Raw genomic sequence first — 26,385 nt, 5'->3', positions numbered from 1 at the left:
ACGTTTGATCTTGGTGCAATTGAGTCGCAGCATAGTGATTGCCTAAGCAACTTGACAGCCATAGGATAAATACGAAATAAAGAGCCGGGTTTTAATGAGGAATAGATTGGATGACGCAAACTACAGCCGCGCCAAACCAGATAACTGTGACAACCGAGTCTGCTTCTGCGCAGCAAGCCGCTGCTGACGCTGGGGGCAATGCGAAAGGTAAGCGCCGCGGTGCAAAGCCAGTCGTAGCTAAACAGCTGGGCGGGGCAATTCGCCAGCGCAACGAAGAGCGCATCCTACGGGCTGCGGCAGAAGTGTTTGCCAGTGCCGGTTATAAAGGTACCTCAGTACAGGCGATCGCCGACAAGGTGGAGCTGCCCAAAGCTAACATCCTTTATTACTTCAAATCTAAAGCTGGCCTGTATACCGCAGTGCTCAATGACATCCTTGAGATGTGGAACCAAGGCTTTGATGAGCGGGCCATTGAACGTGAGCCTGCCGATGTGATCCGCGAATACATCCTCGCGAAGATGCGCTATAGCCGTACCCGGCCGCAGGAGTCGAAGATCTTCGCCACCGAAATCATCCATGGCGCACCGGTTATCCGCGATGCCATCGACCTGCCAATGGTCGGCTGGACCAAGCAAAAGGCTTCGGTGATTCAGGCGTGGGTAGCGCAAGGCAAGATGAGAGCCATTGAGCCGCTGTATCTGCTGTTTCTTATCTGGGGGACGACCCAGTTCTACGCCGACTTCGACAGCGAAATCGCCATGATCAAAGGGCGTGCATTGAGCGACGAGGAGTTTAGTAAGGCGGAGGATTTTGTGGTTGAAACGGTGCTGCGCGGTTTAGCGCTGATTTAACCGTGAAAACAATCTATTAGATACAAAAAAGGCAAGCTGAGACGCTTGCCTTTTTTCTCAGTAATCAGACTTAGATTACTTCGATGTTGTCTGCTTGAGGACCTTTTTGGCCTTGAGACACGGTGAACTTCACTTGCTGGCCTTCAGCCAGAGTTTTGAAGCCGTTGCCCACGATAGAACGGAAGTGAGCGAATACGTCAGGGCCGTTTTCTTGAGCGATAAAGCCGAAGCCTTTTGATTCGTTAAACCATTTTACGGTGCCGGTTACGGTGTTAGACATGATGTATATCCTGTATAAATTAAATTAGCCTTTTGCAGGCGTGAACAGCGGAAAACAAACGAGATTTAAAACTACAGGACGAGGAACAACTAGGTACAACGAAATGGAGAACTAAAAGGGGCTTACTTTCAAGCTGCGGGTAAAATATAGACGAACGAGAGCGTTGTCAAACGTTTTCTCAAATTAATCTCAGCCTGTCTGCGAGCGTTTTCAGATTGCAGTGGGTAGAGACAAGCATCCGTTGATATCTCGAAAAGATAAATCTTTACTTGGCTTCGCTGAGCCCAGCTGAGACAATCCGCGCGAAATTCTTCCCACCTTATGGACTCCTATGAAACTTCTCGTTCGCAACCTGCCTCGCTCTACCACTGAAAATGACGTTCGCACGCTGTTTTCTGAACATGGCGTTGTCGCCGAGTGCACCTTGGTATTTGACCAAGAGACCGGTAAGTCTAAGGGCTTCGGGTTTGTGGAAATGCCAGAAGACGCTGAGGCGAAGGCGGCCATTAAGGCACTGCATATGAGCGACGTGGGTGGTCGCGCTATTCGCGTTAAGATTGCTCAAGGCTAAACGGCCTCAGCTCGCTTAAACGCTTCACCCTGATGGGGCTCCTTCAAGGATGTTGCTCCCCGCAGAGAGCAACACTTGCTGCGGGAAGCTGGCCACACTTCAAACTAGACGCTTAGCGCTTCATCAAAAACACTTGATAACCAAACTCACTGGCGCACTGCTGGTAGATGGTTAACTCGCTCCCGATATCCTCAAGGGCTTTGGAATTCGCCATGCTCGGTTGCAACTGCTCGACCCGTTGCGCTAGCGGCTGGTAGTAGTTCTGCCATGCCTGTTGGCTGAGGGTGAAGCTGCTAAGTAGCTGGTAGCCTGCCGCCTCAACTTGCTGCTCGCGCGTCGCCACTGTTTGTATGTCTGGGTATTCTTGGTTCCAGAATGCTACTGCCTGCTCGCTAGGGCTATCGGTTAGCCAGACCAAATCACTGAGCATCAAAACGCCTTGGTCCTTAAGCAGTGGCCGCCACTGCTGCAAGGCTTTCTCCACGCCCATGATATAGGCACAGCCTTCCGCCCAAATTAGCTCGAAGCTGGCGGGCTTAAACGGCAGCTCCGTCATGCTGGCATTAACGGCGGATATGCGCTCACTCAAGCCTTGCTCGCGAGCCCGTTGATTGAGGGCATCCACAGCGCTCTGCTCGTTGTCTATGGCGGTTATCTGCGCATTGCTATGCTGGGCCAATAGGGCTGTTGTGAGCCCTTTGCCGCAGCCTATCTCTAGTATTGAGGTAGGCGCGCCGGGGACTTGCTCAAAGGCGCGCAGGGTGTCGCTTTCGCTGCCCGGGCCCCAACGCTCGAGTGTTTCAAAGACCTTCATAAAGTCGGCCATGTATTGATCATGTTCGTTCATATCTTTCGATAACCATTTCAGTCGTAGGGCATCTTTTTCGCTAAAGCCCTGTTTTATTAACCAATCCAGATGGGCATCCGGCGCTAGCTCGTTGGCGGTTTGGTGCCATGCCTTTAGGTCGCCTTCGCCGAGCAGCGCCGCAAGTAAATGGCGGGATTGCTGTTTTTGAGCAATCTCACCGTCCAGTGCCTGAAGCCGGTTGCGCAGTAGCTCACGGTCCACCTTGGCTTCCAGGCAGGCTTTGCACTCTTTGAGGGTTAGCCCACCGGCCTGTAGCTGCTGAATCAAGCGAACCCGCTGCAGATCATGCTCGCTATATACGCGGTAGCCGTTGCTTTGCCGCTTACCTTGAATCAGCTGCTGTTTTTCGTAGTAGAGCAAGGCGGTGCGGGACAGTCCCACGGCAGCTGCCAGCTCGGATATGCGATAGGCCATAGGGCTCCTGCATCTGGGAGAATGGAAGACACTGTAAACTATAGAGCTGTAGACAGGTCAATGGGTGGTTGTCACATATAGTCAAAATCTGCGTCCATCTCGGCTAGTCTAATAAGTTGTTGATAGGTAATATTATTTTTGCGGGTGTAGCAATGAATTGAGAGAAGGATCTATGTTTTGCTGGGCCAAACGATAATCATCTGAACCACTCGGTTAGTTTGAATGCGTTAGGGATACTCATGGATATAAAGTTAATTGTTGCATTGATTGGTTTAAGTGGAGTGCTAGCTAGCGCCTTCACTCAGTATTATCTCGGTCGCAAATCAGAGAGAAACAAAAACGTTTTAGAAGTCCGGACGCAAGCTTACTTAGATCTTATCAACTCGGTCGCTGAGTTAGCGAGCTCTGCAAAGCATGGAGCTAAACGTAATCGGGAACAGTTAGCGACGTTGATCCAAGCGAAATCCAGAGTTGTACTGATTGGAAGTAACGATGTTGTTCTGGCGTTACATCATTTCTTTGAGAACTATCCATCTCTTTCGTCTGATGAAGCATATCGAGCATTCAGTAAAATAGTGGCCGCTATGCGAAGTGATTTATCAGGCGATGTGAGCCTCGATGAAAGCGTGTTAGTGGAGTCACTCTTTGATGTGAAGCAAAACATGAATTCAAAGAGTTAATGCTGGATACGATGGTGGGAGATCTATCACCAAGAAACTAACTGGCACAAACGTCTTAGTTAGGTAGGACGCATGCGCCAGCTAGATGCTCACTTTACTTATCGGCCTTCCACACCAAGATGCCTTTTTTCGCCTTATTAGACTTTGGCTTGTCACCACCGGGCTTACGTCCGCCAAACTTATCACCGCGTGGCGCGTTGCCTGATTTCCCACTACCCGGCTTGCGTGGGCCCTTAAACTTCCCGTCACCTTTTGCCTTGCGTGAGGGGGCGTTGCTCGGCGCTTGCCCATCGGCTTGAGCGGGTTTTTCACCGCGGCGGGTCTTGGCCAAACCGTTCAAGAAGTTACGCAGCAGTTGGTCGCCACACTCTTGGTAGTTGCGGTGATCCGGGCGGCGGAACAGCGCCGACAGTTCGCCCTTGCTGATGCGAAAGTCTTCTTTGGCACAGATGGCGATAATGTCGTCGTCGCGCAGGGTCAGGGCGATGCGGATCTTGCGCAGCACTTCGTTGTTCGACAAGCGCTCTTTGGGGCCGAGTCTCACCGGCTCTTTCCCCGGCTGCTTGCCGCGGTTTTTGATGATCAGGCCATCGAGGAACAACGACAGTACGCTATCACGGCAGCGCTGGAAGCCGGGCTCGTCTTCCTTTTTCATAATGCTGGCGAGGTAGGGAAGCTCAATGTCATAGTCGACCAGCGCAAAAACCTGTTGGATTTGGCGGTCATTCAGCTTCAGTGCGTAGCGCAGGCGGCGCAGGATGTCGTTGTGGATCATGGCGGTTCCGGTGTGGTTGCGGGCGCGTAGGGTAACAGGCGCCCGGGTAAATGTCAGCGATAATTGCAGGCCACAAGCCGGCGGCTGTCAATCAAAGCACAGGAATTGTCGCTGGCGTAAAATTGTGGCCTTAGCCGGCCGCTTGGTGGATTTCGATAAAGAAGCGGTAGATACCTTCTAACAGGCTGCTCATGGCAACCGCCGCTAGTACCAGCCCCATAATGCGGCTAATCAGCGCAGCGCCGGCGTTACCGATGACTCGTTGAATGGGGCGGGCCAACCATAACAGCCCTAGCGTACACAGTAGTACCAGCAGCATAATGCCAGCGGTGACCGCTTGCTGGCTGATGGCATAGCGGGAGTTATCGGTAAGCATCACAATCGCCAGAATCGCACCCGGTGAGGCAATCGAGGGAATCGCCAGCGGAAACACCGCTTGGCTCCACAAATCCACTTCGCCCAGTTTCATTTCTTGCTCGGGCTTACTCTCGCCGAAGATCATGGTCAGCGCGAACAATAGCAGCACTAAGCCTCCAGCGGCTTGGAAAGCGGGAAGGGGCACTTGCATCTCTTCGAGCAAGATCTGCCCGAATACCAGGAAAAACAGCAATGTCATGGTGGAGATAAACACCGCTTTGATGGCCACCATATGCTGTTGTTTTTTGCTGAGGCCAACGGTTTGAGACAAGTAGACCGGGATCGAACCAAAGGGGTCGATAACCGCCCAAAGCAATACAAACTGTGTGAGTACCAGATCGAGCATTCGCTGCCTTATTCGCTAGAGAGAGGGCTATCTTAACAGATACTTAGCCCAGGACGAGTTCAGCGGGCTGTTAATCTGCTCGCTGGATATTTGCGTCTGCAAATCTGTGAGGAGTTGGGAGTAATCGCCAAAATCGCCGTTTTTACGTGCAGTTGGGATAAGTGGTACTCGCACAACAAAAAACGGCGCTCCCACAGGGAACGCCGTTGTCTTGCATAGCGTGCTCGCTGAGCGGTATTAGTGCAACTTGGCCGTTTGCTCATCGCGCAGGGTGGCAATATGCGCCAACAGGTATTTCACCTGAGAGGGACGCTGCTCACAGCAGGTGGGCAGCCAGTAACCCAGCATGCGCTCGAAGGGGTAGAAGTGTTCCCCATCTTGCATGCAGCGAAGCTGGTTACACAAATCATCAAAGGCGGCAGCTTGCTCGCCGTTGTCGGGCAGTGAGCCGATCTCCTCAACCTTGCTGGTGAAGATATCGCTAACGGTTCGCAGGTGCTCATCGGCACTCTCCATCCCGCGCTGATAAAAGCGGTACTCGCCGTGCACCATAAATAGCTGCTTGAGCATCTTTGGCTGGCCTTCTTGGGTCAATACCCCAAAGCTCTCACCGTAGTCCTGCATGTTGTTTAGCCAGCGCTCGAAGAACAACTTGAGGAAGTCTTCGGTGTTACCGGGCTGCATATCGGCGAACACCATGCTGTAGAGGCTGTACTCTTCGATGGCGAAGATCACCGACTTGCCTTCAACCTGTTGTACGTCGATTAACCATTGAGAAAGCTCCACCTCACTACCATCAAGATTGGTTAAGTGGGCGCTGTCGTCCTCGCGATTTGCCGACGGGGCCTGGCTAACAACGAGGCGTTCGGCGCTGCGGCCATGGTTAAAGAATGCGGTGGCGTTATCACTGCAGTTAAAAATTATCATCAGGTTATCCGGAACTACTTACGACCGAAGTCGTTGGATTGGGCAGGAAAGTGGCTATTTCTACCATATTTTACTGGCATAAGCCATGCACTCAGGGGAAGCCACTAGGCAAACAACACTTGGCAACTGAATGTAATTTGTGCAAAATCCACGGCTTTGTTGTAACCGTGGAAAGCCTAGTTTTGTTGTTTAAGCGTACCCGTTTCGTTGCTATTTGTTTGATTCCTATGTTTTTGTTCTCGTGCTCTGAGCCGCACAAGCCGTCGGTGAATAAAGCCGATGCACAGGTGATGGGCGAGCTACCTAATTTTGCCGCCATTGAGGAAGTCGGTGAAAAGAAGACCCAGTTCTTTGACTACCTGCGAGTGGGCATCGACCTGGAAAATCAAAGGATTGAACAAGAGCGCACTGAGCTAAACGCGATGCGCGAACAACTTGCCGATGGCGCGCTATCCAACCCACAGCTAGACAAGCTGGTAGAACTGGCTGGGCGCTACAAGGTAAGCATCGACCAAGAGCAAGTCAGCATTACTGTAATCGATGAGCTGCTAAACCGGGTGAATGTGATCCCTCCGGCGCTGGTATTGGTGCAGGCGGCCAACGAGTCGGCATGGGGCACCTCGCGCTTTGCCACCGAGGGTAACAACCTGTTCGGACAATGGTGCTATCGCGAAGGCTGTGGCTTGGTGCCGCTGTCACGTGTTGAGGGGATGACCCACGAAGTGGCCAAGTTCGATAGCGTGCAGCACTCGATTCACGCCTACTTTATGAATATCAACACCAACCGCGCCTACCGGGCGGTACGCGAGCAGCGCGACCTGTTGGTAGATGCCGGTGACGACCTGCTGGGGGTTGAAGCGGCCGAGGCGATGAGCCAAGGTTTGCGCAGCTACTCAGAGCGCGGGGAAGAGTACGTGCTGGAGCTGCAGACTATGATGCGCCACAATAACCGCTACCTCTAAAGGGATATTGTTCTTTAGATTCCCTTCGGGCTGGCTCAACCCACTGAGCCAGCTTCACAGCAAATTCCCCACCGAATACGCCTAATCTATTAATAATTCTCATATTACTATGCGCTCTATACTTGCTGATAGGCCTGCCGTAAGGAAAGCAACTTTTCCTTTGGTTTAAGCAAGATAGAGAGGAATGTAATGAACAATGTGAGCTTGCGGATTAAGTTCTCGGTTGTGTTGATCATCAGCGCAATTTTATTATTGGTAGTCGCAGCAACCGGCTACTTTATGGGCAAACAAACCGCCCGAAGTCTCGACTTGGTAAACTACAACATCCTGCCTGCGATGAACGATGTGCTCAATGCCGACCGGGATCTCTATCAGGCGCGAGTCGCAGAGCTCGAAGCCATCGAGGCTCTGGAGAGCGGCTCGGATCACCGCAAGTACCGCGCCGTTTTTGTGGAAAATACCCAGCAAGCCTACGACCGCATGCAGGCCTTCAAGAAGGATTTGGTGGACTTTCCCAGCGCAACCCGCGGCCTAGAAGATTTTGACCGCCGTTTTAACATCTGGAAGGACTCCTCACAGAAAGTCTTCGACCTATTGGACCAAGGTGAGCTGTATGAAGCGATTACCGTGAGTATCGATGAAGTGCACGATACTTTTGGCGATCTCCGTGAGCTCTACAACGTGGCCACCGAGTCTGCCGAGGCCATCGCCGCACAAGTCAACGAAGACAGCGACAGCCTGCTGGCCAAGCAGAACACCATCTTGATTACGGTGTCAGTCATCGGCTTTGTGTTTGCGCTGGTGATTGCTTTCTTCCTGCCGAAGGTGGTGGTTGAGGGGATTACGGCGGTGAGTGACCGCATCAAAGACATTGCCCAAGGCGATGGCGACCTTACCCAACGCGTAGAGGTCAAATCGCAAGACGAGCTGGGCGAGCTGGGCACCAACTTCAACCAGTTTGTTGAGCAGCTCGAGTCGCTGATCCGCTCGGTGCGCGAGTATGCCGATGAGCTTAATACGGTAGTGGTTGATCTAACCGGTAAAGCAGCTCAGTCCACCGAGATTGGCACCGAGCAAAACCAATCGGTGGAGATGATTGCTACGGCAGTAAATGAGATGGCAGCAGCGATTCGCGAGGTGGCCAACAATGCCACTCATACCGCCGAAGAGATCAACGTGGTCAACACCCAAACCGAGCAGGGCCAGATGATTACCCAAGAGTCGGTCGCGCAAATCAACCGCTTGTCGGGCTCGGTGCAGGACGCATCGGACGTGATCGCTCGCCTCTCGGAGGATTCTGAGAAGATTGCCTCGGTACTGGATGTGATCCGTGGGATTGCCGAGCAAACCAACCTGCTGGCGTTGAATGCGGCAATTGAAGCGGCCCGTGCCGGTGAGCAGGGTAGAGGCTTTGCTGTGGTGGCCGATGAGGTGCGCACCCTGGCCAGTAAGACCCAGCAGTCAACCGAAGACATTCAGAAGATGATTGAAACCCTGCAAAACGGGGTGACCCGGGCGGTGAGTGCCATCGAGCAAGGCAGCGGGATGGCTGCAGAAACGGTGCAACTAGCCGATCAAACCCAGCAGTCATTGGCCTTGATTCTGGACTCCACCTCCAAGGTTTCCGAGGTGTCGGTAGCCACAGCGGCTTCCACCGAGCAGCAAAGCCACGTAACCGAAGATATCAACCGCAACCTGACCGAACTCTCGGACAAAACCCGCATCAACCTGGAGACGGCTGAGCAAACCCAGTCACACTCCAATTTGGCGCTGCAAACCGCCCAAGAGCTCTCCAACGTGTTGTCGCGCTTTAAGGTCAGCTAAGCGGCTTAATACCAATCCATAATAGGTAACTGCTCATACTTGCTGGTTAAAATCATTGATGACAGCGTCAACGCTTTTGCAATTAGCCCACTAGTCACGGCAAGCGTTTCCTCGTCCTCAATGATTTTCCCTGCGCAATCTCTGATCACTTACCCATATGGATTGGCATAAGCCACTCCAACAGCAGGGTTAGCGCCTGACGCCATTCGTTCTCTATCGGAATGGCGTGGCCGGCCCCCTCAACAAAGGCGCAATCCCGTTGGTGGAATTCGGCGGTTTGGCGCACTTGTTGTGGGCTCACCAAGCGATCCTCACTGGCACCAATCACTAATACTGGCAGCGCTTCGGGTAGCGGCGTTTTAAGCTCGGTCTGCTCGGTAAAGATGCTCAGCGCTTCGGCTTTCACGCTGCGGCGCAGCTCGTTGAGCTGGCTGTGGCTGGGTTGTCCGGCAAACAGCATTTGCTGAGCTGCCAGCAGGTAGAAGGGGTTAAACAGGGCTAAGCCGGGGAACAGCATGAGTTGTGAAAGGGCGGTGGCCAAAATCGGCTCGCGAATCATTAAATCCATACTCAAGCGCTCCAAGCCCTGCGGCGGGGCCGAGGCCATCAGGGCCAAGCCCTGGAGTTTGTCGGGATGGTTATGAGCGTAGTGCTGGGCAATCAATCCGCCTAAGGAGAACCCTACCACCACAGGCTTAGTCTGATAGCGCTGCTCGGCCCAGGCGACTATCTGCTCTATATCGTTTAGGTAGGCCTTGAGGCCGCTTAAGCCATCGCTGACCCGGCTTTGCCCGTGACCGCGCAGGCTGAGCGCGATGGCCGGATAGCCTGCTTCGGCCAGTGCTGGGAGCAGGTGGTAAGTAAACAGGCGCGCATCGCTAAGCACGCCATGTAGCAGAATAACCGGTGGCCTGACGATTTGCTGAGGCTCTGCCAGGTAGTACTCCAGTTGGCCACCACTGTGGCGCAGTTGCTGGTGTTGAATAGCCGTTTCCATTTCCGTTGCGAGCAAAAACTGAGTCATGATATCGCCCTCGGGAGTTCAAAACTAAGCATGGTAAGTTGATGTTCATCACTGGTTTGCATAAACACCTGTCCGTTTTGCGCTTCAGCCAGCTGCTTCATTGAGTAGGTGCCAAGGCCGGTGCCGCCCTGTTTGTCCTGACTGATGTACTTATCCCAGAAGCGGTGACGGATAGCCTGTGGCACCACCCCTGAGTTGATGATTTCTATCTTGACCAGCTGTGGTGTCACGATCTGTTTGACCTGCAGCTTGGTTTGTTCGGGCGCCGCTTCGAAGGCATTCTTCATCGCATTGAACAGCATCGAATAGCTTAGCGAAGGATCGCCAAGCGCGGTGATGGCTTTATCCTCGACCAGCACCTGCAGCTCCAGTTGTTTGTCTCTAAAGGTGTTGCGCAAAGCGTCGCAGATCTTGGAGACCGTTTCGGCTGGCGAGAAGGGCGTTGGCTGGAGTTCGAAATCGCCGCGTTCGATCTTAGCCAACTCCTGAGACTGGTTGATATGGTCGAGGCTGCTCATGCTTAACTCTTCGATAAGGTTGGCCTGCTCTTCCACAATCGGGTGGTCACCACTGTGTAAGCGGATCTCTTCAGCCAGGCCCGCAATCGCGGCTAAGGGGCCCTTTAGGTCATGGCGTAGTAGTTGGTCGACTTGTTCTTTAAGGCGCTGATTTTCCAGCATGTTGTCGTAGTCCGCCTGCAGGTTTAGCCGCACGTTCACGTAGTCGAGCTGGTTCTTGACCCGCAGCTTTAGCAGCTCCGCATTAATCGGCTTGGTGATGTAGTCGATAGCGCCGCCGTCGAGGCCGCGGCTTTGATACTTCACCTCTGATAAGGCGCTAACAAAGATCACCGGAATCATCTGCGAGCGCGGATCGCTGCGTAGCCGCTTGAGTACCTCAAAGCCATCCATACCGGGCATCATTACATCCAGCAAGATCAAATCGGGCGGGGTATCGGATTGGCACAACCCCAAGGCCCGCGGGCCGTCTTTGGCCAGTTGCACGCGGTAGCTCGGCTTTAACAGCTCACTGAGCAGGGTGAGGTTGTCAGGGCTATCGTCCACCACTAACACCGTGTTGCGCTTGCCAGCACTGCTGCTACCTGAGGGGGGATTCTCGGCACCGGTGCTGGATTGTGCCATCGCGCGGTTGCGCACCTGTCCACTGATTGCTGCTTGCACCCGGTTTTGCAGGATCTGGCTGTTAAAGGGTTTGATAATCAAATCGCTCACACCGCTTTGGATAGCCTGCTGCACCCGTTGTCGTTCAGATTCGGCAGTAATCAGGATAAACGGAATGTGGCTCAGTTGGGCGTGCTTCTTGACCTCTTCCAACAGCTCTATGCCGGTCATTATCGGCATGTTCCAGTCTGCGAGGATGATGTCCACCGATTGGTGGGTAAGCGCTTTTAGCGCCTGTTTACCATTCTCGGCCTGCAATACTTGTGAAAAACCAAAGCGGCGCAGCTGCTCGGAGGTGATTTTGCGAATGGCCTGCATATCGTCGACCACCAAGGCTGTTTTACCGCTTAGATCCATAAACTACTTATTTCCAAAATATTTAGATGATTTGAATGTAGTTAAGGCGCGACGAAATAGACAGATTTTGTCGGGCGACAAGCGCGTTAATTTAAGTGCGTTGGTTTGAATGAGCTAAAAGCAATCCACGGGATCTACAGGGTGTACTAAAAACTTAATATTAGACATATCTAATGTAAGTGGTATAGTCGCGTTTAGCGAATGCTCAGAGCTGAGCAAACCAAGTTATTGGAGAGAAGCATGACTAAGATTGTGATTGTGGGTGGTGTGGCTGGTGGCGCGTCTGCCGCGGCCCGTGCACGGCGTTTAAGTGAAGATGCGCAGATCATTATGTTTGAACGCGGCGAGCACGTCTCGTTTGCCAACTGCGGACTGCCCTACCATATCGGCGGGAATATCCAAGACCGCAGCAAACTGTTGCTGCAAACCCCGCAAAGCTTCTTGGCGCGCTTTAACGTCGATGTACGGGTGATGAGTGAGGTGGTGGCGATTGACCGCGTCGCCAAGTCTGTCACGGTGAAAAACCAGCTCGATGGTACTGAGTATCAAGAGAGCTATGACTTCCTGCTACTAAGTCCGGGCGCTGCACCATTAACCCCACCAATTCCGGGTCTGGAAAACCCGCTTACTTATTCACTGCGCAATATCCCTGATATGGACCGGATCATCCGAAGTCTACAATCGCGTCAGGTCAAGCATGCCACGGTCGTGGGCGGCGGCTTTATCGGGTTGGAGATGATGGAGGCCTTCCATCAGCTCGGCATTCAAACCACCTTGCTGGAGTTAGGTGAGCAGGTGATGGCGCCGGTGGACCGGGAGATGGCGGGCTTTGCCCATCACACAATCCGTGAGAAGGGCGTTGATCTTCGCCTTAACACCGCCTTAAGCAGCGTCGAGTATGTCGCCGAGCTGGGGCAACTACTGCTAACACTCAGCAGCGATCAGCTGCTGCAAACCGACTTGCTGATTATGGCAATCGGCGTGCGTCCAGAGACCGCGTTGGCCGAGCAAGCGGGCCTGCAGCTGGGAGAGACCGGTGGTATTTGGGTGAATTCGCAGATGCAAACCAGTGACCCAGCCATCTACGCGGTCGGCGACGCGGTCGAGGAGCGCGACTTTGTCACCGATACGCCAAGTTTGGTGCCTCTGGCAGGCCCGGCAAACCGCCAAGGGCGCATGGCGGCCGACAATATGCTGGGGCGTAACCAGCATTACCAAGGCACTCAAGGCACCGCGATTTGTAAGATTTTTGATCTGGCTATTGCCTCAACCGGGCGTAATGAAAAGCAGCTACGGGCAGCCGGCACCAGCTATCAAAAGGTGTACGTACATACCGCCAGTCATGCCAGCTATTATCCCGGCGCTGAAACCGTATCGTTCAAGCTGTTGTTCGAGCCTGAAACGGGCAAGATCTTGGGCGCCCAAGCGGCCGGTAAAGATGGCGTCGATAAACGCATCGACATCATCGCGGTGGCCCAACGGGCTGGGATGACCATAGAGCAGTTGCAGCACCTTGAGCTTACCTACGCACCGCCGTTCGGCTCTGCCAAGGATGTGATCAATCAGGCTGCTTTTGTCGCCCATAACCTGATGGTGGGCGACAGCCATGCCATTCACTTCGATGAGATAGATTCACTGGGCGACAACCAACTGCTGCTGGATGTGCGCAACCCCGGCGAGTTGGAGTCGCAAGGCTTTATCGATGGCGCCATTAACATCCCAGTAGATCAACTGCGTGAGCGAATGGATGAGCTGCCCAAGGACAAGGAGATCATCATCTATTGTCAGGTGGGACTGCGCGGCAATGTTGCCTACCGCCAGTTGGTCAATCGCGGCTATCAGGCGCGTAATCTGCTTGGTGGCTATCGCTCTTATCGCTTTGCTACGGCCTAAGCACGGCTGACTGAGGGTTATTCGCGAACACTTACCTCAGCCACGATAGCGGCATGGTCGGAGCATTGACGGTCGAGCTCGCTGTGGGGGTTGAGTAGGTGTCTGTCGGCCACCCACACATGCTCCACCTGGCCATGGCTGCCATCTTGGCCAGCATCAAAGGCGCCATTGAGCAGGATATGATCGATGCGCGAGCCATGTGGCCCCCAGTAATGGCTGGGAACTGGCGGGCTTTCTTGCAGGGCGAGGTCGTAGGCGTGCTGGAAGCGCAGCTCACTGGCCAGCTCTTGCGCCTGTTGTTCGCTGAACTCGCTGCCTTCTGGCAATCTTGGCAGGCGTTTTTCAGCCTGAAACAGGCGGGCAACCAACGAGTCTGGCCCGTCGTTAAAATCGCCCATAATGGCGGTGGGTGGCGGCGCTGTTTGCGCGAGATAATCGCCCAGTAGGTGGGTGCCTTCGCGGCAGCGCTGCTGCGCCGATAGCCATCCCCCCAGCTTCGGGTAGAGGCAAAGCTGTTCGATAAGGCTTCGCTCGGCATTGGCTTCAATGCTGGGGCGCTGGGATTTAAAGTGCACCACATAGACCTGGATTAAGCCAAACTCGGGCACCCGGATCTTGACCCTTAGCGGTGCGCGGCTGTAGGCAAAGTCGCTATCTTCAAGTAGCTCGCAAACCTTGGCGATTGGCGCGAGCAATACCGCCTCTTCAATGGCAAAGCGCGACGCCAGCGCAACCGGGGGAGAGGAGTGGATGTAACCCTCTTCCACATCGGCTTCCCCCAAGCAGCAAAAATGGGCATAGCCGAGCTGTTGCATCTGCGCCTTTAGCGCGTCGGGGCTGAAGATCTCTTGAAAGGCGATGATGTCGGCGTCGAGCTCTTTGAGGTAGTTATCCATCCAGCGCTGCTTATCACACCACTGACTGCCGTCGTAGATGTTTTCTGCTTGGTAGTAGGCGCCGGGCGGAGCCAGATAGTTGAGGGTATTAAAGCTGGCCAAACGAAAGCGAGTCGGCATGTGAGTTCCAAGTGCAGTGACAACTAGCTGTCATTATATGTAGTTTTCGCTGGTTCTGCCGTGCGCTAAGTCTTCTCTACAGTGCACTCTTCTCCTCTGTCATGGCGGTCTGCTGGCGTTTCGGCGTTAACGCTTCGAGGGTTTTCTGCCAATAGCGCAGGCGGCCAGTAAAGTAGTCTTGTTGCTTGGGGGTTGTGCTTCGCAGGATTGCCACTAACGCTAGCTGCCAGCGTTGCTGGTTTGCGTCTAACTTGTCCTGATAGTTTTGCGGGAACAGGTATTCAGCTTGGGTGATCACCCGGTGAAAGCCTTCCCGTAATTGTTCGGGATTATCTTTGCGCCAGTACAAATAACTCAGGGTCTGACTGACTTTACGGCGGTGGGCGATCCACTCCTCAGTGGTGTCATGCAGCGCTAGAGTGAGCTCGCCGATAATCTGTTTCTGCGCAGGCGAGATGGATCCAAGCCAGCGTTTAACGAACTTCTCGATGCGCTTTTGCCGTTTGCTTAGGCGCTGCTCCGGGCTGAGCTTTTGGTAGCTTTCCAACTGCTCGATGTTCTCTTTTTCGGCAACCGCTAACATGGCTCTAAATTGCTGATGGCTGAGCTGCTCGCCCATGGCAAACAGGTGTGGCTCCATCTCCTCGATAAGCCTCTGCCAGTGCGCTCGGAATGTTTGGCTGTGCAGGGCAACCTGGTCTTGGGTGACTTGAGAAAGGTCCAGTGATTGTAGCTGCTGCAGGTGGGATAGATAATGGGGCAGCTCTCGCTCGCGGTGCCATTGCCATAGCGCGTCAAAGGCTTGGTCGTAGTAGATCTGCTGTTCGGGGTTTAGCTCTACATAGTCATCCACATACATCTGGCTAAACCAATCGAGATGGTTGTAGACAAACTTGGCACCGCAGCCGCTCAAGCCTATACATAGCAAGCTTACTAACAACGCTCTTTGCATATTAGGCCCTCGTTGATCATCACTCTGGCAACAGCACAACCCAAGCGGTGGGAGTGCTTCCTTGGTTAGACTACGCGATTAACTCGGAGTTTGGTTGCTTTTGTATTGTTTGCGTTGATGATGCTTGTTCGCCGTGTTGAGCAAGGTTAGCAAGCTGTTACGCACAAGTGACAAAATGTGCGCTGGTTGGCGCTTTTGCAAAGTGGGTTTGCAGCCTTGGAGGGGCTTGACTTGGATCAACGTTAGTCAGCAGGGTTAACGCGACACTGGGTCTAATCGCGACATTCGCAGGAGGCTGTTTGTTGGGTCATACCATCAACGTCATCACATCACCACCGCGCTATAGCATCCGCAAGCTTAGCTGGTACACGAGCCTGTCTGTTTAATTCCTTTTTCTTCCCCCAAAACCCTACCAAAACTCAGAAGGAGACCGCGTATGTCTGTGGAACGTATTCGCAACATCGCATTTATCGGACAGTCTGGTGCTGGCAAAACCAGTCTGGTGGAGCGTTTGCTGTTTGAAACCGGCGACATTACCAGCCAGGGCGAACTAGCCCGAGGCACCACCGTTACCGACTTCGACCCCCAATCCATCGCCTATCAACACTCAGTAGAAGCCACCCCAGTTAACCTAAGCTGGCACGATACCCAACTCAATATCATCGACACGCCGGGACTGGGCGACTTGCTCGGTCGCAGTATTAGCGTGTTTCCTGCCATCGAAAGCGTCGCGTTGCTCACCCAACCCCATGCTGGGGTCGGCAACACCGCGGAACAGCTATTTAACACTGCCAAGAATAAGCAAAAGTGTCGGCTTATTGTGGTTAACAAGATTGATGCAGAAGATGCCGCCAGCGCGCTGCCTGCGCTGATGGGGCAGCTACAAGCCAGCTTTGGCGCGAAGTGTTTGCCAATTAACCTGCCTGATCCCAGTGGCCACCAGGTGGTCGATTGCTACTTTAAGCCCGACTATAACAGCGACACCCTGTTTAGCTCGGTAGAGGAAGCCCACGATCAGCTTGTCGACCAGGTGGTAGAGGTCGACGAAGAGCTGATGGAGCTCTATCTCGAGCAAGGGCAGGCGCTCAAGCCCGAGCAGCTACACGACGCCTTCGAAGCGGTGCTGCGCGAAGACCATCTGATCCCCGTCTGTTTTGTCTCGGCGCGCACGGGCGCAGGGCTCAATGAGCTGCTGCATATCCTTAGCGAGCTGATGCCCACGCCACTGGAAGGTAACCCGCCGCAGTTTTATCAAGGTGAGAAAGCGGTCAGCCTGAGCCAAGAGGAAGGCGCCCACGCGGTGGGGCATGTGTTCAAGGTAAGTGTTGATCCGTATATGGGGCGAGTAGCCTTTATCCGGGTATTCCAAGGTGAAATTAACGCCGAGAGCATGCTGTTTATTGGTAGTGAGAAGAAGGCCTTCAAGGTTGGCCACCTCTATCGCATTCAAGGCAAGCAGCGCAGCGAGATCAGCAAGGCGGTGTCCGGCGATATCTGCGCCATTGCTAAGGTGGATGAGTTGGACTTCGACTGTGTGGTGCACGACTCCCACGACGAAGATGGCCTGCACCTTACCACCATGGACATGCCTGCACCGATGTTTAGTCTGGCGGTCAGTCCGGCGCGGCGCGGCGACGAGCAAAAACTCTCGGAAGTGCTGAAAAAGCTGTGCGCCGAGGACCCTAGCTTGCGCTTACGTCACCGGGTGCGTCAGAACGAAACCCTGCTCACCGGTGTGGGCGAGTTCCACCTCAAGATTGTGTTAGAAAAGGCGCTGCAGCTGTATAAACTGGAGATCGACACCACGGAGCCAAGCATCGACTACCGCGAAACCATCACCGGTGCGGCGGAAGCGGTGCATCGCCATAAAAAGCAAACCGGTGGCGCTGGGCAGTTTGGCGAGGTGCACCTGCGGGTGCGAGCATTGGGTCGCGGCGAAGGCTTCCGCTTCGTCAATAAAGTGGTGGGCGGCGCTATCCCAACCAGCTTTATCCCCGCGGTAGAGAAGGGCATTCGGCAGATCCTTGATGAAGGGGCCATCGCTGGCTTCCCGCTGCAGGATATCGAAGTGGAGGTGTTCGACGGAAAACACCATAGCGTGGATTCCAAAGAGATCGCCTTTGTCACCGCTGGTCGCAAGGCCTTCTTGGAAGCCATCGATAAGGCCGGGCCGATTATCCTCGAGCCGATTGTCGATATGCAGATCCAGGTGCCCTCGGAGTTTATCGGTGATATCACCGGCGATCTCAGCGGTCACCGAGGCATGGTCACCGACAGTCTGCCGCAGCCCAGTGGCTTGGTGGTGATTCAAGCCAAGGCACCGCTTAGCGAGCTGCAAGACTATGCCCGACGGATGAAGTCGATGACCCGTGGCGAAGGCTCCTTCTCCATGTCGCTCAGTCACTTTGAAACGGTGCCGATGCAGGTGCAAAAAGGGCTGGTGAAAGCCCACGACCACCCGGTATCAGCGTAAGCCGGTAAACCAAGCTTGGGCAGCGAGTCTGCCCAAGCGATTCTTTCGTAGCCTGTAGCCTGTAGCCCGCAGCTAGTCGCCCACAGCTCGCCGCCCGCAGCTAGTCGCCCACCGATTGTTTCATTCCCGTAATTCTGATTTACCAAATCTGCAATTTTCATCTGCCCGCGCTCTCCTAGACTAGTCCCTTAGATACCGACAGGGACGACGATCATGGTGGCGCAACTCACGCCTCGACAGGCAGCTAACTGGATTAAAGATGGCAACGCAGTAATGTTTGGTGGCTTTATTGGCGCAGTGGTGCCCGAGGCAATTGAGCGCGCCATCGCCGAGCGCTTTATCAGCGCCGGACACCCGCGCGATCTGACGTTGGTGTTCGCCGCCGGTCAAGGCGATGGCAAAGAGCGCGCCCTTAACCACCTCGCTCAGCAAGGGCTGGTAGCACGGGTGATTGGCGGACACTGGGGCTTGGTGCCTAAGCTGGCGCAACTAGCGGTGGATGAGCTTATCGAAGGCTACAACCTGCCACAGGGCATTATCTCCCACCTGCTACGGGATACCGCCGCCGGCAAACCCGGCACCTTAAGCAAGGTTGGCCTGAACACCTTTGTCGACCCTCGCTTAGAAGGGGCGAAAATCAACCGACGCACCGTGCGTGACTGGGTCAGCGTGCAGATGCTCGAGGGTGAAGAGTTTCTGTTCTATCGTCGCTTGCCGGTGGATGTGGCGGTGATCCGCGGTACCACTGCCGATACCCGCGGCAATATCACCATGGAAGACGAGTGCCTGATTGTCGAAAACCTGGTGGCGGCGCAGGCGGCGAAAAACCAAGGCGGCAAGGTGATTGTGCAGGTAAAGCAGGTGGTGGAAGCCGGCACTCTTGACCCTCATAGCGTCAAAATCCCAGGGATCTTGGTCGATGCAGTGATGGTGGCTGAGGATCAAAAGGAGCATATGCAGACCTTTGCCACCGCGATGAATCCCGCCTTTGTCAGCCGGGGCCCTCGCCAGCAGTCTTCTGATGCGGCGACTTCCCACGCTCACACCCACACCCACACCCACGCGCTTGATGCCAAGACCATTATCGCCCGCCGCGCCGCGATGGAGCTGCAAGCGGGCGCCATCCTGAATCTTGGGATCGGCACCCCGGAGTATGTTGCGGAAGTAGCCACCGAGTGCGGCGTGATTGATCAGTTAAACCTGACGGTGGAGCCCGGCGCGATTGGTGGCGCGCCGGCCAAGGGCCTGGACTTTGGTGCCAGTGTATTTCCTGAGGCGATCATCTCCCAAGACCAGATGTTTGATTTCTACGACGGTGGCGGCATTGACCAAGCCTTTCTTGGATTAGCCCAGTGCAGCTTCAAAGGTGATATCAACGTCAGTCGCTTTGGCAGCAAGATTGCAGGCTGTGGCGGCTTTATCAACATCAGCCAGAACGCCAAGCAGCTCTATTTCTGTGGCAGCTTTACCGCCAAAGGCCTGCGGGTTGCGGCGGAGCAGGGCCAACTCAAGATCCTCCAAGAAGGCAAGCAACTCAAGTTTATCTCTCAGGTGGAACAGGTCACCTTCAGTGGCGAGCGGGCGGCACGCGAAGGACAACCGGTGTTGTATATCACCGAGCGGGCGGTGTTCCGGCTCGACCAGCGCGGGCTAGTGCTGGAAGAGATTGCCCCGGGCGTTGACTTGGAGCGCGACATACTGGCGCATATGGCCTTTCGCCCCATCATCAGTGAGCAACTGCAGCTGATGGATGCACACATCTTTTCACCCAATTTCACGCTTACTCTTACTAAGAACGGACACCAGCTATGAAACGAATTGCCATTGTCAGCGGCGCGTCGCGCGGTATTGGTCGCGCCATTGCAGAAACCCTTATCGACCACGGTTACTACGTGGTCGGGATGGACTTAGAGCCCCTCAGCTGGGGGAGTGTAGAGCAGGTGCTATCCATTTCGGTGGATGTTAGCGACCGTGACCGAGTCAGTGAAGCTATCGCCGAAGTGCGCGCCCATTTTCAGCGTATCGATGTGCTAGTGAATAATGCCGGGCTCACCCGCGACGCCTTGCTGGAGAATATGTGCGATGAAGACTGGCAAGCAGTCATTGATGTCAACTTAAAAGGTGCCTTCTTGCTGACTCAGGCAGTGGCACCACAGATGATGGAGCAGGGCTATGGCTGCGTGGTGAACATAGCCTCCATTGTCGGCCTCGATGGCAACATTGGCCAAAGCAACTATGCCGCCAGCAAAGGGGGATTGGTGGCGATGAGCCGCAGCTGGGCCAAAGAGTTCAGTCGCAAGGGGGCGCAGGTGCGGGTCAACTGTGTTGCGCCGGGCTTTATCGAAACCGAGATGACTGCCAACTTGCCGGAAAAGGTCAGTGAGCAGATCAAGGTTCGCACACCGCTAAAGCGCATGGGCTCTACCGACGATATCGCTCAAGGGGTGCTGTTTCTCGCCTCGGATAAGTCCTCATTCATTACCGGGCAAGTACTTAAAATAGACGGTGGCTTGGTATTGTAGGCGTAAGCTGAGTTTTCTGAAGTTCTGTAGATTGTTTGAGCTAAAGGTTACAAAAGTGTTGAAAGTGGCGTTTCACCTCTTAAATGCACTAGTGTAATCGTTTTCAAAAGGCGCGATCTATGCCACATATCCGCAGTCAAATGGATGATACTTCGGCTATTTTTACTTACAGTAAAGTTCTTGCAGGGAATTCCGAGACTGATTGGGTAAACCGTGTGGACCCGCAGTTCTTGGGCTAGCAGTACTGTTCAAGGACTTTCCAATGACAAAAATAATTATTCCATCGCTGTTGGGGCTGATATATCTGGTATATCAATTTGCCTCAACTACCGTCTTATTAATGGTGGTGGCGCTGCTGTTGTTTATCAACGGGCTGCGCAGTGGATTAGGATAAACGGTAATTTAAAGGGGCTATTCAGCCCTTTTTGTCTAACGTAAACCCGCAAAAATCAACACTCCTGAACGATTCTCATCTTTAACTAAGTAAAAGCTCGAATTTAAAGTGATTAATATCACAACTTTATTGATCTAAACCGTAATCTTCTTACAGTGATCGTTGCATAATTACAGCCTGAATCTCCTCTCTTGGCTCACCGGCTTGAGCCAGACACAGCAAGCCTTTCAGTGTTATCTGCTGACATGGCAAAGCCTGACAGAATTTTGGTTTAAGGGAATATAGTTAACATGCGCAAATATTTTAAATACCTCCTTCCTATAGTGATTCCGCTCGTGGTGTTGTTGTTGCCAGCGTCGGCGTTTCCAGTTGAAGGTTTGACCATCCTGCAGCAGCGGGTAATTGCTCTGTTCTTGCTCGCCGCCCTGTGCTGGGTACTTGAGCCTATTCCAATCTATGCCACCTCGGTGGTGATCATCGTGCTAGAGCTGTTGCTGCTCTCTGACAAAGGTATTGCGCTATTCCGAAGTGGGGCAGGAAGCCCTGAGTTTGGTGAGCTGCTGTCATCTAGCTCGATTATGGCGACCTTTGCCAGCCCGATCATTATGCTGTTCTTGGGCGGATTCTTCCTGGCCATGGCCGCCACCAAGTATCGTTTGGACGTCAACTTGGCGCGGGTACTGCTCAAGCCTTTTGGTAGCAACCCCAAGTATGTGATGTTCGGTTTGATGCTGATTACCGCCATCTTCTCGATGTTTATGTCGAATACTGCAACCACCGCCATGATGCTGTCGATTCTGGCGCCGGTTATCGTGCTGTTCGGTAAGGATGACCCGGGTAAAACGGCATTTGCTCTGAGTATCCCGGTTGCCGCCAACATCGGTGGTATCGGTACCCCAATCGGCACCCCGCCCAACGCGATTGCGCTGAAATACCTGGTGGGTGAGAACGCCATCGGCTTTGGTGAGTGGATGGCCTTCGGCGTACCGTTTGTCGCTATCTTGCTGGTGTTTGCCTGGGTACTGATGTGTGCCATGTTCCCGGCCAAACAAGACAAGATTGAGCTGAGCATTAAAGGCAAGTTCTTGAAAACGCCAAAAGCGATCATCGTGTATGTGACCTTTGCGGCCACCATCTTGCTGTGGTTGATGGGCTCAAGCCATGGCATGAACTCCTACGTTGTCGCGATGATTCCGGTAGCGGTGTTCTCAGCCACCGGCATTATCAACAAAGAAGACCTGAAGAAGATCTCTTGGGAAGTGCTGTGGTTGGTATCGGGTGGTATTGCCCTGGGTCTGGCTCTGGATCAAACCGGTCTGGCTAAGCTCATGGTGAACAGCATTCCGTTCGATAACTTCTCGCCGTTTGTGGTACTGGGCGGCGCGGCTGCGCTGTGTCTGTTGATGGCTAACTTTATGTCGCACACGGCTACCGCTAACTTGCTGATGCCAATTATGGCAGCACTAGGTATGTCGATGAGCTCACTGGTGCCATTCGGTGGCGGCGTTACCCTGATTCTGGTAGTGACCTTCGCTGCATCACTGGGTATGTCTTTGCCAATTTCTACGCCACCAAACGCGCTGGCCCATGCCACTGGCAACGTGGAAAGTAGCCAAATGGCCAAGGTGGGTGTGATTATTGGTGTTGTCGGTGTGCTGATGAGCTTTATTATGGTGTGGATCCTTAACCTAGTGAACTTCATCTAAACACGCTCTATGGACAACGACATCATGCACCAGCAACAGCTGCAGCGAATCAAAGAAACCTACTTTAGCACTGCGGAACGAACCCGCACGGTTAAGGCGGGAGAAACGGTGCTGCAGCAAGGCGAATACAACGATTGCCTGTTTCTGGTGAAAAAAGGCCGGCTTTCAGGGTTTTTGCATAACCCTGAAAGCAACCTGACTGCCAAGGTCTTCGAGGTACACGAAGGGGCGTTTTTTGGCGTACATAGTTACTTCGCCAAGACCTGGGAGTCGTCCACCACCATTATTGCTGACTCCGACAGTGAGCTGGCTTGGGTGAATAAAACCACCCAAGCGGTCGAGCCTAATGTTTATGGCTCGCTCAGCGAACAGTTCACCCCGGTGGTAGTGCACGAGCTGGCCCAGCGCCAGATGCGCACCGGCCTACAAGCGCTGGAAAAAGAGCGCGCCCTGCAAAAGCTGCATGCTGCTGAGCAGATGACCACCTTGGGTCAGCTGGCGGCCGGTATCGCCCACGAGCTTAATAACGCGGTGGGCGTGCTGAGCAGCAAGACCGAAACCCTCGCTGAGGCGCTGTGGCAGCTGGTGGATGAAAGCCACCCAGAGGCCAATGGCTTTTTAGAGCTGGGCGTTGCGGTGGGCCAGTCCAGCTCCTCGTCGGAGGTGCGTAAGCGCGCCAAGCAACTGCTCGAGAGCTACAAGCTAGACCGCGATACCGCCAAGCAACTGGCCAAGGCGGTGCCGGAAGGCGAGGTGAGTCGTGAGTGGTTTAACGACATCGAGCAGTCGCTGCACTTTTGGGAGATGGGGCGCGATCTGCATGATATGCGCCTGGCCTCCAAGCATGCGGCATCGATTGTTCGCTCGGTTAAGCAACTGGGCGGCGGCGATCAGGCCAAGCAGCCCGATCTGGATGTCAACGACACCATCCATAAGTCGCTGGCCCTGCTGCAAAGCAACCTGCGGCGGGTGAATGTGGTGCTACGTCCAGCGGTCTTGCCCAAGATCAATGCCAGCGCTACCGAGTTAGTGCAGGTTTGGGTAAACATTATTAAAAACGCCTGCGATGCAATGGAGCACGTGGCCGAGCCGCAGCTGGAGATTGTCACCAGCTACTATAAAAACCGCTTGGTCGTCTCTATCTCCAACAACGGGCCTGCCATTGATGAGCAGACCCGCCGCAAGGTGTTTCAACCGAATTTCACCACCAAGAAAGGTGGACTCTCTTTTGGTTTGGGTCTCGGGCTGTCGATTGTGCAGCGCATCGTGCATAGCTACGGCGGTTCGATTGCACTGAAAAGTGATGCCGAGAAGACCAAATTCAGAATTAAACTACCAATCGCTTGAGGTATGGTTATGGAAAAAATCAACATTATTTGCGTGGATGATCAACGGGAAGTCTTAAGCGCGGTATCCAAAGACTTGTCTGCGCTGTCTGATCTGTTTCAGATCGAAGAGTGCGAGTCAGCCGATGAGGCACTGGAACTGATGGACGAGCTGGATGCCGAAGGTCAGCACATCGCTCTGGTTATCTCAGACCACGTAATGCCGGGTAAAACCGGTGTGGAGCTGCTCACCGAGATCTCCGACGACAACCGCTTTGCCAAGACCAAGAAGATCCTGCTAACGGGTCAAGCGACTCATCAGGACACCATTGCCGCAATCAACCGTGCGCGCATTGAAAGCTACTTCGAGAAGCCATGGAAAGCCGATGTACTGCTTGCTACTGCACGTACTTTGATTACCGAGTACATCTTTGATCAGGGCCTCGACTACCAGCCTTGGAGCGAGCAACTGGACAACGCTGTGGTATTGTCTCGCCTGCACTAAGAGCGCGTTTTTACCAAAGCGAGCTGCGCTAAAACGATGCGCAGTATCCGACAATAGCGCCCGCTCTGGGCGCTATCAACAAAACCTCTTCTGTATATATTGTTAATATAATTCATTGATAAGATTACATTAATTTACAATATGGCAACTTGAGCGCAAACTCTTCGCCACTTACTATGATTGCATTCGTGTAAAGGAGGACAACACGTGAATGCAAGCATCCGCCGCCTGTTTGCGGCTAACACTTCTTGGTCGGTCGACCTGCTTATCCGCCTGATGCTGGGCGCCATCTTCGTATTCCATGGCTGGGGTAAAGTCACCGGCATTGAAGGCACCATCGGCTTTTTCCAAAAAATCGGCCTTGAGCCCGCCACCTTGCTTGCCTATTTGGCGGCCTATGGCGAGGTGATTGGCGGCATCTTGATTGCCGCAGGCTTGGCGACCCGCTTGGCGGCGCTAAACTGCGCGGTGATTATGCTGGTGGCCATCGTCAATGTGCACCTGGGGCAGGGCTTTAAGGGCATGGAGTTCCAGTTGTTGATTCTGGTGGCTTCCCTGCAACTGCTGATTACCGGCGCAGGCCGTTGGTCACTGGACGCCTTGGTGTTTGGTAAGCGCAGCGCTTAGCCCCTAGACAATTAATCAACTCAAGTTTCCTATGTTGTGTTTGCTGTGAGCAGCTTAGCCCGGTTTTTACCGGGCTTTTTTTGCGTTTTACAACGCGCCTAACTCACATCTACCCTACTTCTTTTACTAGCCGCTTGGTAGCCTCTGGCAGTAACCTCCGCCAATAGTGCCAGTTATGCCCCCCTGCGCTGAACGCAAAATTCGCCGCCAGCCCTTGGCAAAGCAACTCTAACTGGCGATTACAGGCATAACTGACGGCATCTTGCTCACCGCAGTAGTAGTGGATGTGTGGTGCGTGCTCGCTTGGGTAAGCTTCGACGACCTGCGCCGCTTCTCGCAGACCAAAGTAGCCGGACAGGGATGCCGCTGCCGCAAACCTATCTGGGTAGCGGTAACTGAGGTAATGCGCGCCAAAACCGCCCATGGATACGCCGATCAAGCCGCGTTGGCGTGGGCCTTGGCTTAATCCCCACTGGCTGGCTGAGGGGAGTAGCTGCTCGATAATAAAGCGCTCCACATCACCTAGATAGTAACTGTCGCCGGCATCGAGGGTGACCAGCGCGACTGGCGGTAGCTCACCTTGCGCAATCAGTCTATCCAGCAAGATATCGACTTGGCCCTCGGCAAACCACTGGTTGCGATTCCCGCCTTGGGCATGCAGCGCCAATAGCCATGGCAGAGTTTTACCTTCGCTGCCCGCCGGGCGATAGACCTCTATCTGACGCATCTTTCCGTCACTATTTGCCAGCTTGTGACTGCTTAGGCTGCCGCGCTTGCTGGGTTTTGAGAGTGGCTCATACCGATTATCAAGCGGGCCGACGGATAACTGTGAGTTTGCTCCTTCAGAGCCTTCAACCGTTGCGGCATGGTTTTGGGTATCGAGCTGCCACTGTCCGTCTTGCACAATCTTATAGGCCCACGTGCCCGGCTGAAGGTATAGCTGAAGCAGCCAGTCGCTGTCATTAGTCTTGGCAAAGGGCAGGCTGTGGGCTTGCCAATCGTTCATTTCGCCGGCCAGCGAGACCTGCTTGGCATCAGGCGCGTGCCAGCGGAGCTGTACAGGAATGCTGCCCAGCATAGCAGTTAGCGCGTTGGGTAGACACCCGACAGGGCGCGGCGCTGCGAACTCTACTTTTGTCATCAGGTTGTTATCGCAAAGCTGCGGCGAGCTAAGCGTGAGCAACAGCTCGTCGCTATCGGGCAAATGGATGAGCTGGATAGCCGCTGCAAACGGCTCGCTGATCTCCCACGCAAGCTGCAGGGGCGAGCGTTCAATAACGCGGACTGTCACTTCCTGGCCGGTGTCGGCGGTGGCTTCACTGGCAGCCAGGTTGTGCCAATAACGTAGGGTGGCGTGCTGATCACCGATGTGTTCAATCCTAAGCGCATCCTCCATGAGATTGGGCCAACAGCCCTGCCAGATTTGCCTTGTAAACAGGCCAGTTAGATCGCCATCAATTTTGCTTGGAGCGATGGATAAGTTACTCATGGTGCG

Annotated in this window: 24 protein-coding genes; 14 read left to right on the top strand and 10 right to left on the bottom strand. The window is 54.0% G+C overall.

Features of this window, described 5'->3' with window-relative positions; translation table 11 throughout:
* The first annotated feature begins 110 nt into the window (after nucleotides 1-110).
* The gene (locus tag G462_RS0100215; RefSeq protein WP_084404858.1) at nucleotides 111-851 is read left to right on the top strand and encodes a TetR family transcriptional regulator C-terminal domain-containing protein; all 741 of its coding nucleotides are present in this window, start codon (nucleotides 111-113) and stop codon (nucleotides 849-851) included.
* A 70-nt stretch (nucleotides 852-921) separates the two neighbouring features.
* On the opposite strand, the gene G462_RS0100210 is transcribed toward G462_RS0100215, so the two are convergent.
* Entirely contained in the window at nucleotides 922-1,131 is a 210-nt protein-coding gene (locus G462_RS0100210; protein WP_026957203.1) for a cold-shock protein, read from the bottom strand.
* 331 nt (nucleotides 1,132-1,462) lie between these two features.
* Here G462_RS0100210 and G462_RS0100205 point away from each other — a divergent pair, with 331 nt between their 5' ends.
* Nucleotides 1,463-1,702 (top strand): RNA recognition motif domain-containing protein, encoded by a 240-nt coding sequence (locus G462_RS0100205; RefSeq protein ID WP_026957202.1) that lies wholly within the window; start codon nucleotides 1,463-1,465, stop codon nucleotides 1,700-1,702.
* A gap of 112 nt (nucleotides 1,703-1,814) precedes the next feature.
* Here the strand turns inward: G462_RS0100205 and G462_RS0100200 are convergent, their stop codons facing one another.
* Nucleotides 1,815-2,984: a MerR family transcriptional regulator gene (locus G462_RS0100200; RefSeq protein WP_026957201.1), complete on the bottom strand. Its 1,170-nt coding sequence runs from the start codon at nucleotides 2,982-2,984 to the stop codon at nucleotides 1,815-1,817.
* A gap of 239 nt (nucleotides 2,985-3,223) precedes the next feature.
* Between G462_RS0100200 and G462_RS0100195 the strand changes: the two genes are divergently transcribed.
* The gene (locus tag G462_RS0100195; protein WP_026957200.1) at nucleotides 3,224-3,664 is read left to right on the top strand and encodes a hypothetical protein; all 441 of its coding nucleotides are present in this window, start codon (nucleotides 3,224-3,226) and stop codon (nucleotides 3,662-3,664) included.
* Between the two features lie 94 nt (nucleotides 3,665-3,758).
* On the opposite strand, the gene G462_RS21200 is transcribed toward G462_RS0100195, so the two are convergent.
* The 3 genes from G462_RS21200 to G462_RS0100180 form a co-directional block, all read right to left on the bottom strand.
* Nucleotides 3,759-4,439: a YehS family protein gene (locus tag G462_RS21200; RefSeq protein ID WP_084404857.1), complete on the bottom strand. Its 681-nt coding sequence runs from the start codon at nucleotides 4,437-4,439 to the stop codon at nucleotides 3,759-3,761.
* A 130-nt stretch (nucleotides 4,440-4,569) separates the two neighbouring features.
* Complete coding sequence (locus G462_RS0100185; protein ID WP_026957199.1) at nucleotides 4,570-5,202, bottom strand: MarC family protein; 633 nt, start codon at nucleotides 5,200-5,202, stop codon at nucleotides 4,570-4,572.
* Between the two features lie 237 nt (nucleotides 5,203-5,439).
* On the bottom strand, nucleotides 5,440-6,129 hold the full coding sequence (locus G462_RS0100180) for a hypothetical protein (protein WP_026957198.1): 690 nt from the start codon (nucleotides 6,127-6,129) through the stop codon (nucleotides 5,440-5,442).
* A 167-nt stretch (nucleotides 6,130-6,296) separates the two neighbouring features.
* On the opposite strand from G462_RS0100180, the gene G462_RS0100175 reads away from it, so the two are divergent.
* Entirely contained in the window at nucleotides 6,297-7,091 is a 795-nt protein-coding gene (locus G462_RS0100175) for a glucosaminidase domain-containing protein (protein WP_035476290.1), read from the top strand.
* A gap of 189 nt (nucleotides 7,092-7,280) precedes the next feature.
* The gene (locus tag G462_RS21195) at nucleotides 7,281-8,915 is read left to right on the top strand and encodes a methyl-accepting chemotaxis protein (RefSeq protein WP_051326410.1); all 1,635 of its coding nucleotides are present in this window, start codon (nucleotides 7,281-7,283) and stop codon (nucleotides 8,913-8,915) included.
* Between the two features lie 145 nt (nucleotides 8,916-9,060).
* On the opposite strand, the gene G462_RS0100160 is transcribed toward G462_RS21195, so the two are convergent.
* On the bottom strand, nucleotides 9,061-9,939 hold the full coding sequence (locus G462_RS0100160; RefSeq protein ID WP_026957196.1) for an alpha/beta hydrolase: 879 nt from the start codon (nucleotides 9,937-9,939) through the stop codon (nucleotides 9,061-9,063).
* The gene (locus G462_RS0100155; RefSeq protein WP_026957195.1) at nucleotides 9,936-11,477 is read right to left on the bottom strand and encodes a hybrid sensor histidine kinase/response regulator; all 1,542 of its coding nucleotides are present in this window, start codon (nucleotides 11,475-11,477) and stop codon (nucleotides 9,936-9,938) included. Before G462_RS0100155 ends, G462_RS0100160 begins: the two co-directional genes overlap by 4 nt.
* Nucleotides 11,478-11,717: 240 nt before the next feature.
* Here G462_RS0100155 and G462_RS0100150 point away from each other — a divergent pair, with 240 nt between their 5' ends.
* Complete coding sequence (locus G462_RS0100150) at nucleotides 11,718-13,370, top strand: FAD-dependent oxidoreductase (protein ID WP_026957194.1); 1,653 nt, start codon at nucleotides 11,718-11,720, stop codon at nucleotides 13,368-13,370.
* 17 nt (nucleotides 13,371-13,387) lie between these two features.
* On the opposite strand, the gene G462_RS0100145 is transcribed toward G462_RS0100150, so the two are convergent.
* Together G462_RS0100145 and G462_RS0100140 are read right to left on the bottom strand one after the other, a co-directional pair.
* Complete coding sequence (locus G462_RS0100145; RefSeq protein ID WP_026957193.1) at nucleotides 13,388-14,386, bottom strand: endonuclease/exonuclease/phosphatase family protein; 999 nt, start codon at nucleotides 14,384-14,386, stop codon at nucleotides 13,388-13,390.
* A gap of 76 nt (nucleotides 14,387-14,462) precedes the next feature.
* A complete protein-coding gene (locus G462_RS0100140) occupies nucleotides 14,463-15,338 on the bottom strand; it encodes a DUF6279 family lipoprotein (RefSeq protein ID WP_157378514.1) in 876 nt (291 codons plus the stop codon).
* A gap of 436 nt (nucleotides 15,339-15,774) precedes the next feature.
* Here G462_RS0100140 and fusA point away from each other — a divergent pair, with 436 nt between their 5' ends.
* The 8 genes from fusA (at nucleotide 15,775) to G462_RS0100100 (ending at nucleotide 24,890) form a co-directional block, all read left to right on the top strand.
* Nucleotides 15,775-17,811: an elongation factor G gene (fusA, locus tag G462_RS0100135; protein ID WP_026957191.1), complete on the top strand. Its 2,037-nt coding sequence runs from the start codon at nucleotides 15,775-15,777 to the stop codon at nucleotides 17,809-17,811.
* Nucleotides 17,812-18,024: 213 nt separating this feature from the next.
* Complete coding sequence (locus G462_RS0100130; protein ID WP_026957190.1) at nucleotides 18,025-19,623, top strand: acyl CoA:acetate/3-ketoacid CoA transferase; 1,599 nt, start codon at nucleotides 18,025-18,027, stop codon at nucleotides 19,621-19,623.
* Entirely contained in the window at nucleotides 19,620-20,333 is a 714-nt protein-coding gene (locus G462_RS0100125; protein WP_026957189.1) for a beta-ketoacyl-ACP reductase, read from the top strand. The genes G462_RS0100130 and G462_RS0100125 overlap by 4 nt, the downstream gene beginning before the upstream one ends.
* Nucleotides 20,334-20,595: 262 nt before the next feature.
* Entirely contained in the window at nucleotides 20,596-20,727 is a 132-nt protein-coding gene (locus G462_RS25020; protein WP_281171839.1) for a hypothetical protein, read from the top strand.
* Between the two features lie 290 nt (nucleotides 20,728-21,017).
* On the top strand, nucleotides 21,018-22,433 hold the full coding sequence (locus tag G462_RS0100115) for an SLC13 family permease (protein ID WP_026957188.1): 1,416 nt from the start codon (nucleotides 21,018-21,020) through the stop codon (nucleotides 22,431-22,433).
* A 9-nt stretch (nucleotides 22,434-22,442) separates the two neighbouring features.
* Nucleotides 22,443-23,780 (top strand): ATP-binding protein, encoded by a 1,338-nt coding sequence (locus G462_RS0100110; protein ID WP_245579500.1) that lies wholly within the window; start codon nucleotides 22,443-22,445, stop codon nucleotides 23,778-23,780.
* Between the two features lie 9 nt (nucleotides 23,781-23,789).
* The gene (locus tag G462_RS0100105) at nucleotides 23,790-24,263 is read left to right on the top strand and encodes a response regulator (protein WP_026957186.1); all 474 of its coding nucleotides are present in this window, start codon (nucleotides 23,790-23,792) and stop codon (nucleotides 24,261-24,263) included.
* Nucleotides 24,264-24,470: 207 nt separating this feature from the next.
* Nucleotides 24,471-24,890 carry a DoxX family protein gene (locus tag G462_RS0100100; protein WP_035476213.1) on the top strand — a complete coding sequence of 140 codons (420 nt, stop codon included), beginning with the start codon at nucleotides 24,471-24,473 and terminating at the stop codon, nucleotides 24,888-24,890.
* A gap of 109 nt (nucleotides 24,891-24,999) precedes the next feature.
* Here G462_RS0100100 and G462_RS0100095 read toward each other — a convergent pair whose 3' ends face one another.
* Entirely contained in the window at nucleotides 25,000-26,379 is a 1,380-nt protein-coding gene (locus G462_RS0100095) for an alpha/beta hydrolase (protein ID WP_026957184.1), read from the bottom strand.
* Nucleotides 26,380-26,385 lie beyond the last annotated feature (6 nt).

The sequence above is a fragment of the Aliagarivorans taiwanensis DSM 22990 genome, assembly GCF_000429505.1.
Taxonomy (GTDB): Bacteria; Pseudomonadota; Gammaproteobacteria; order Enterobacterales; family Celerinatantimonadaceae; genus Aliagarivorans; species Aliagarivorans taiwanensis.
This window is presented reverse-complemented; position numbering and strand designations above follow the sequence as displayed.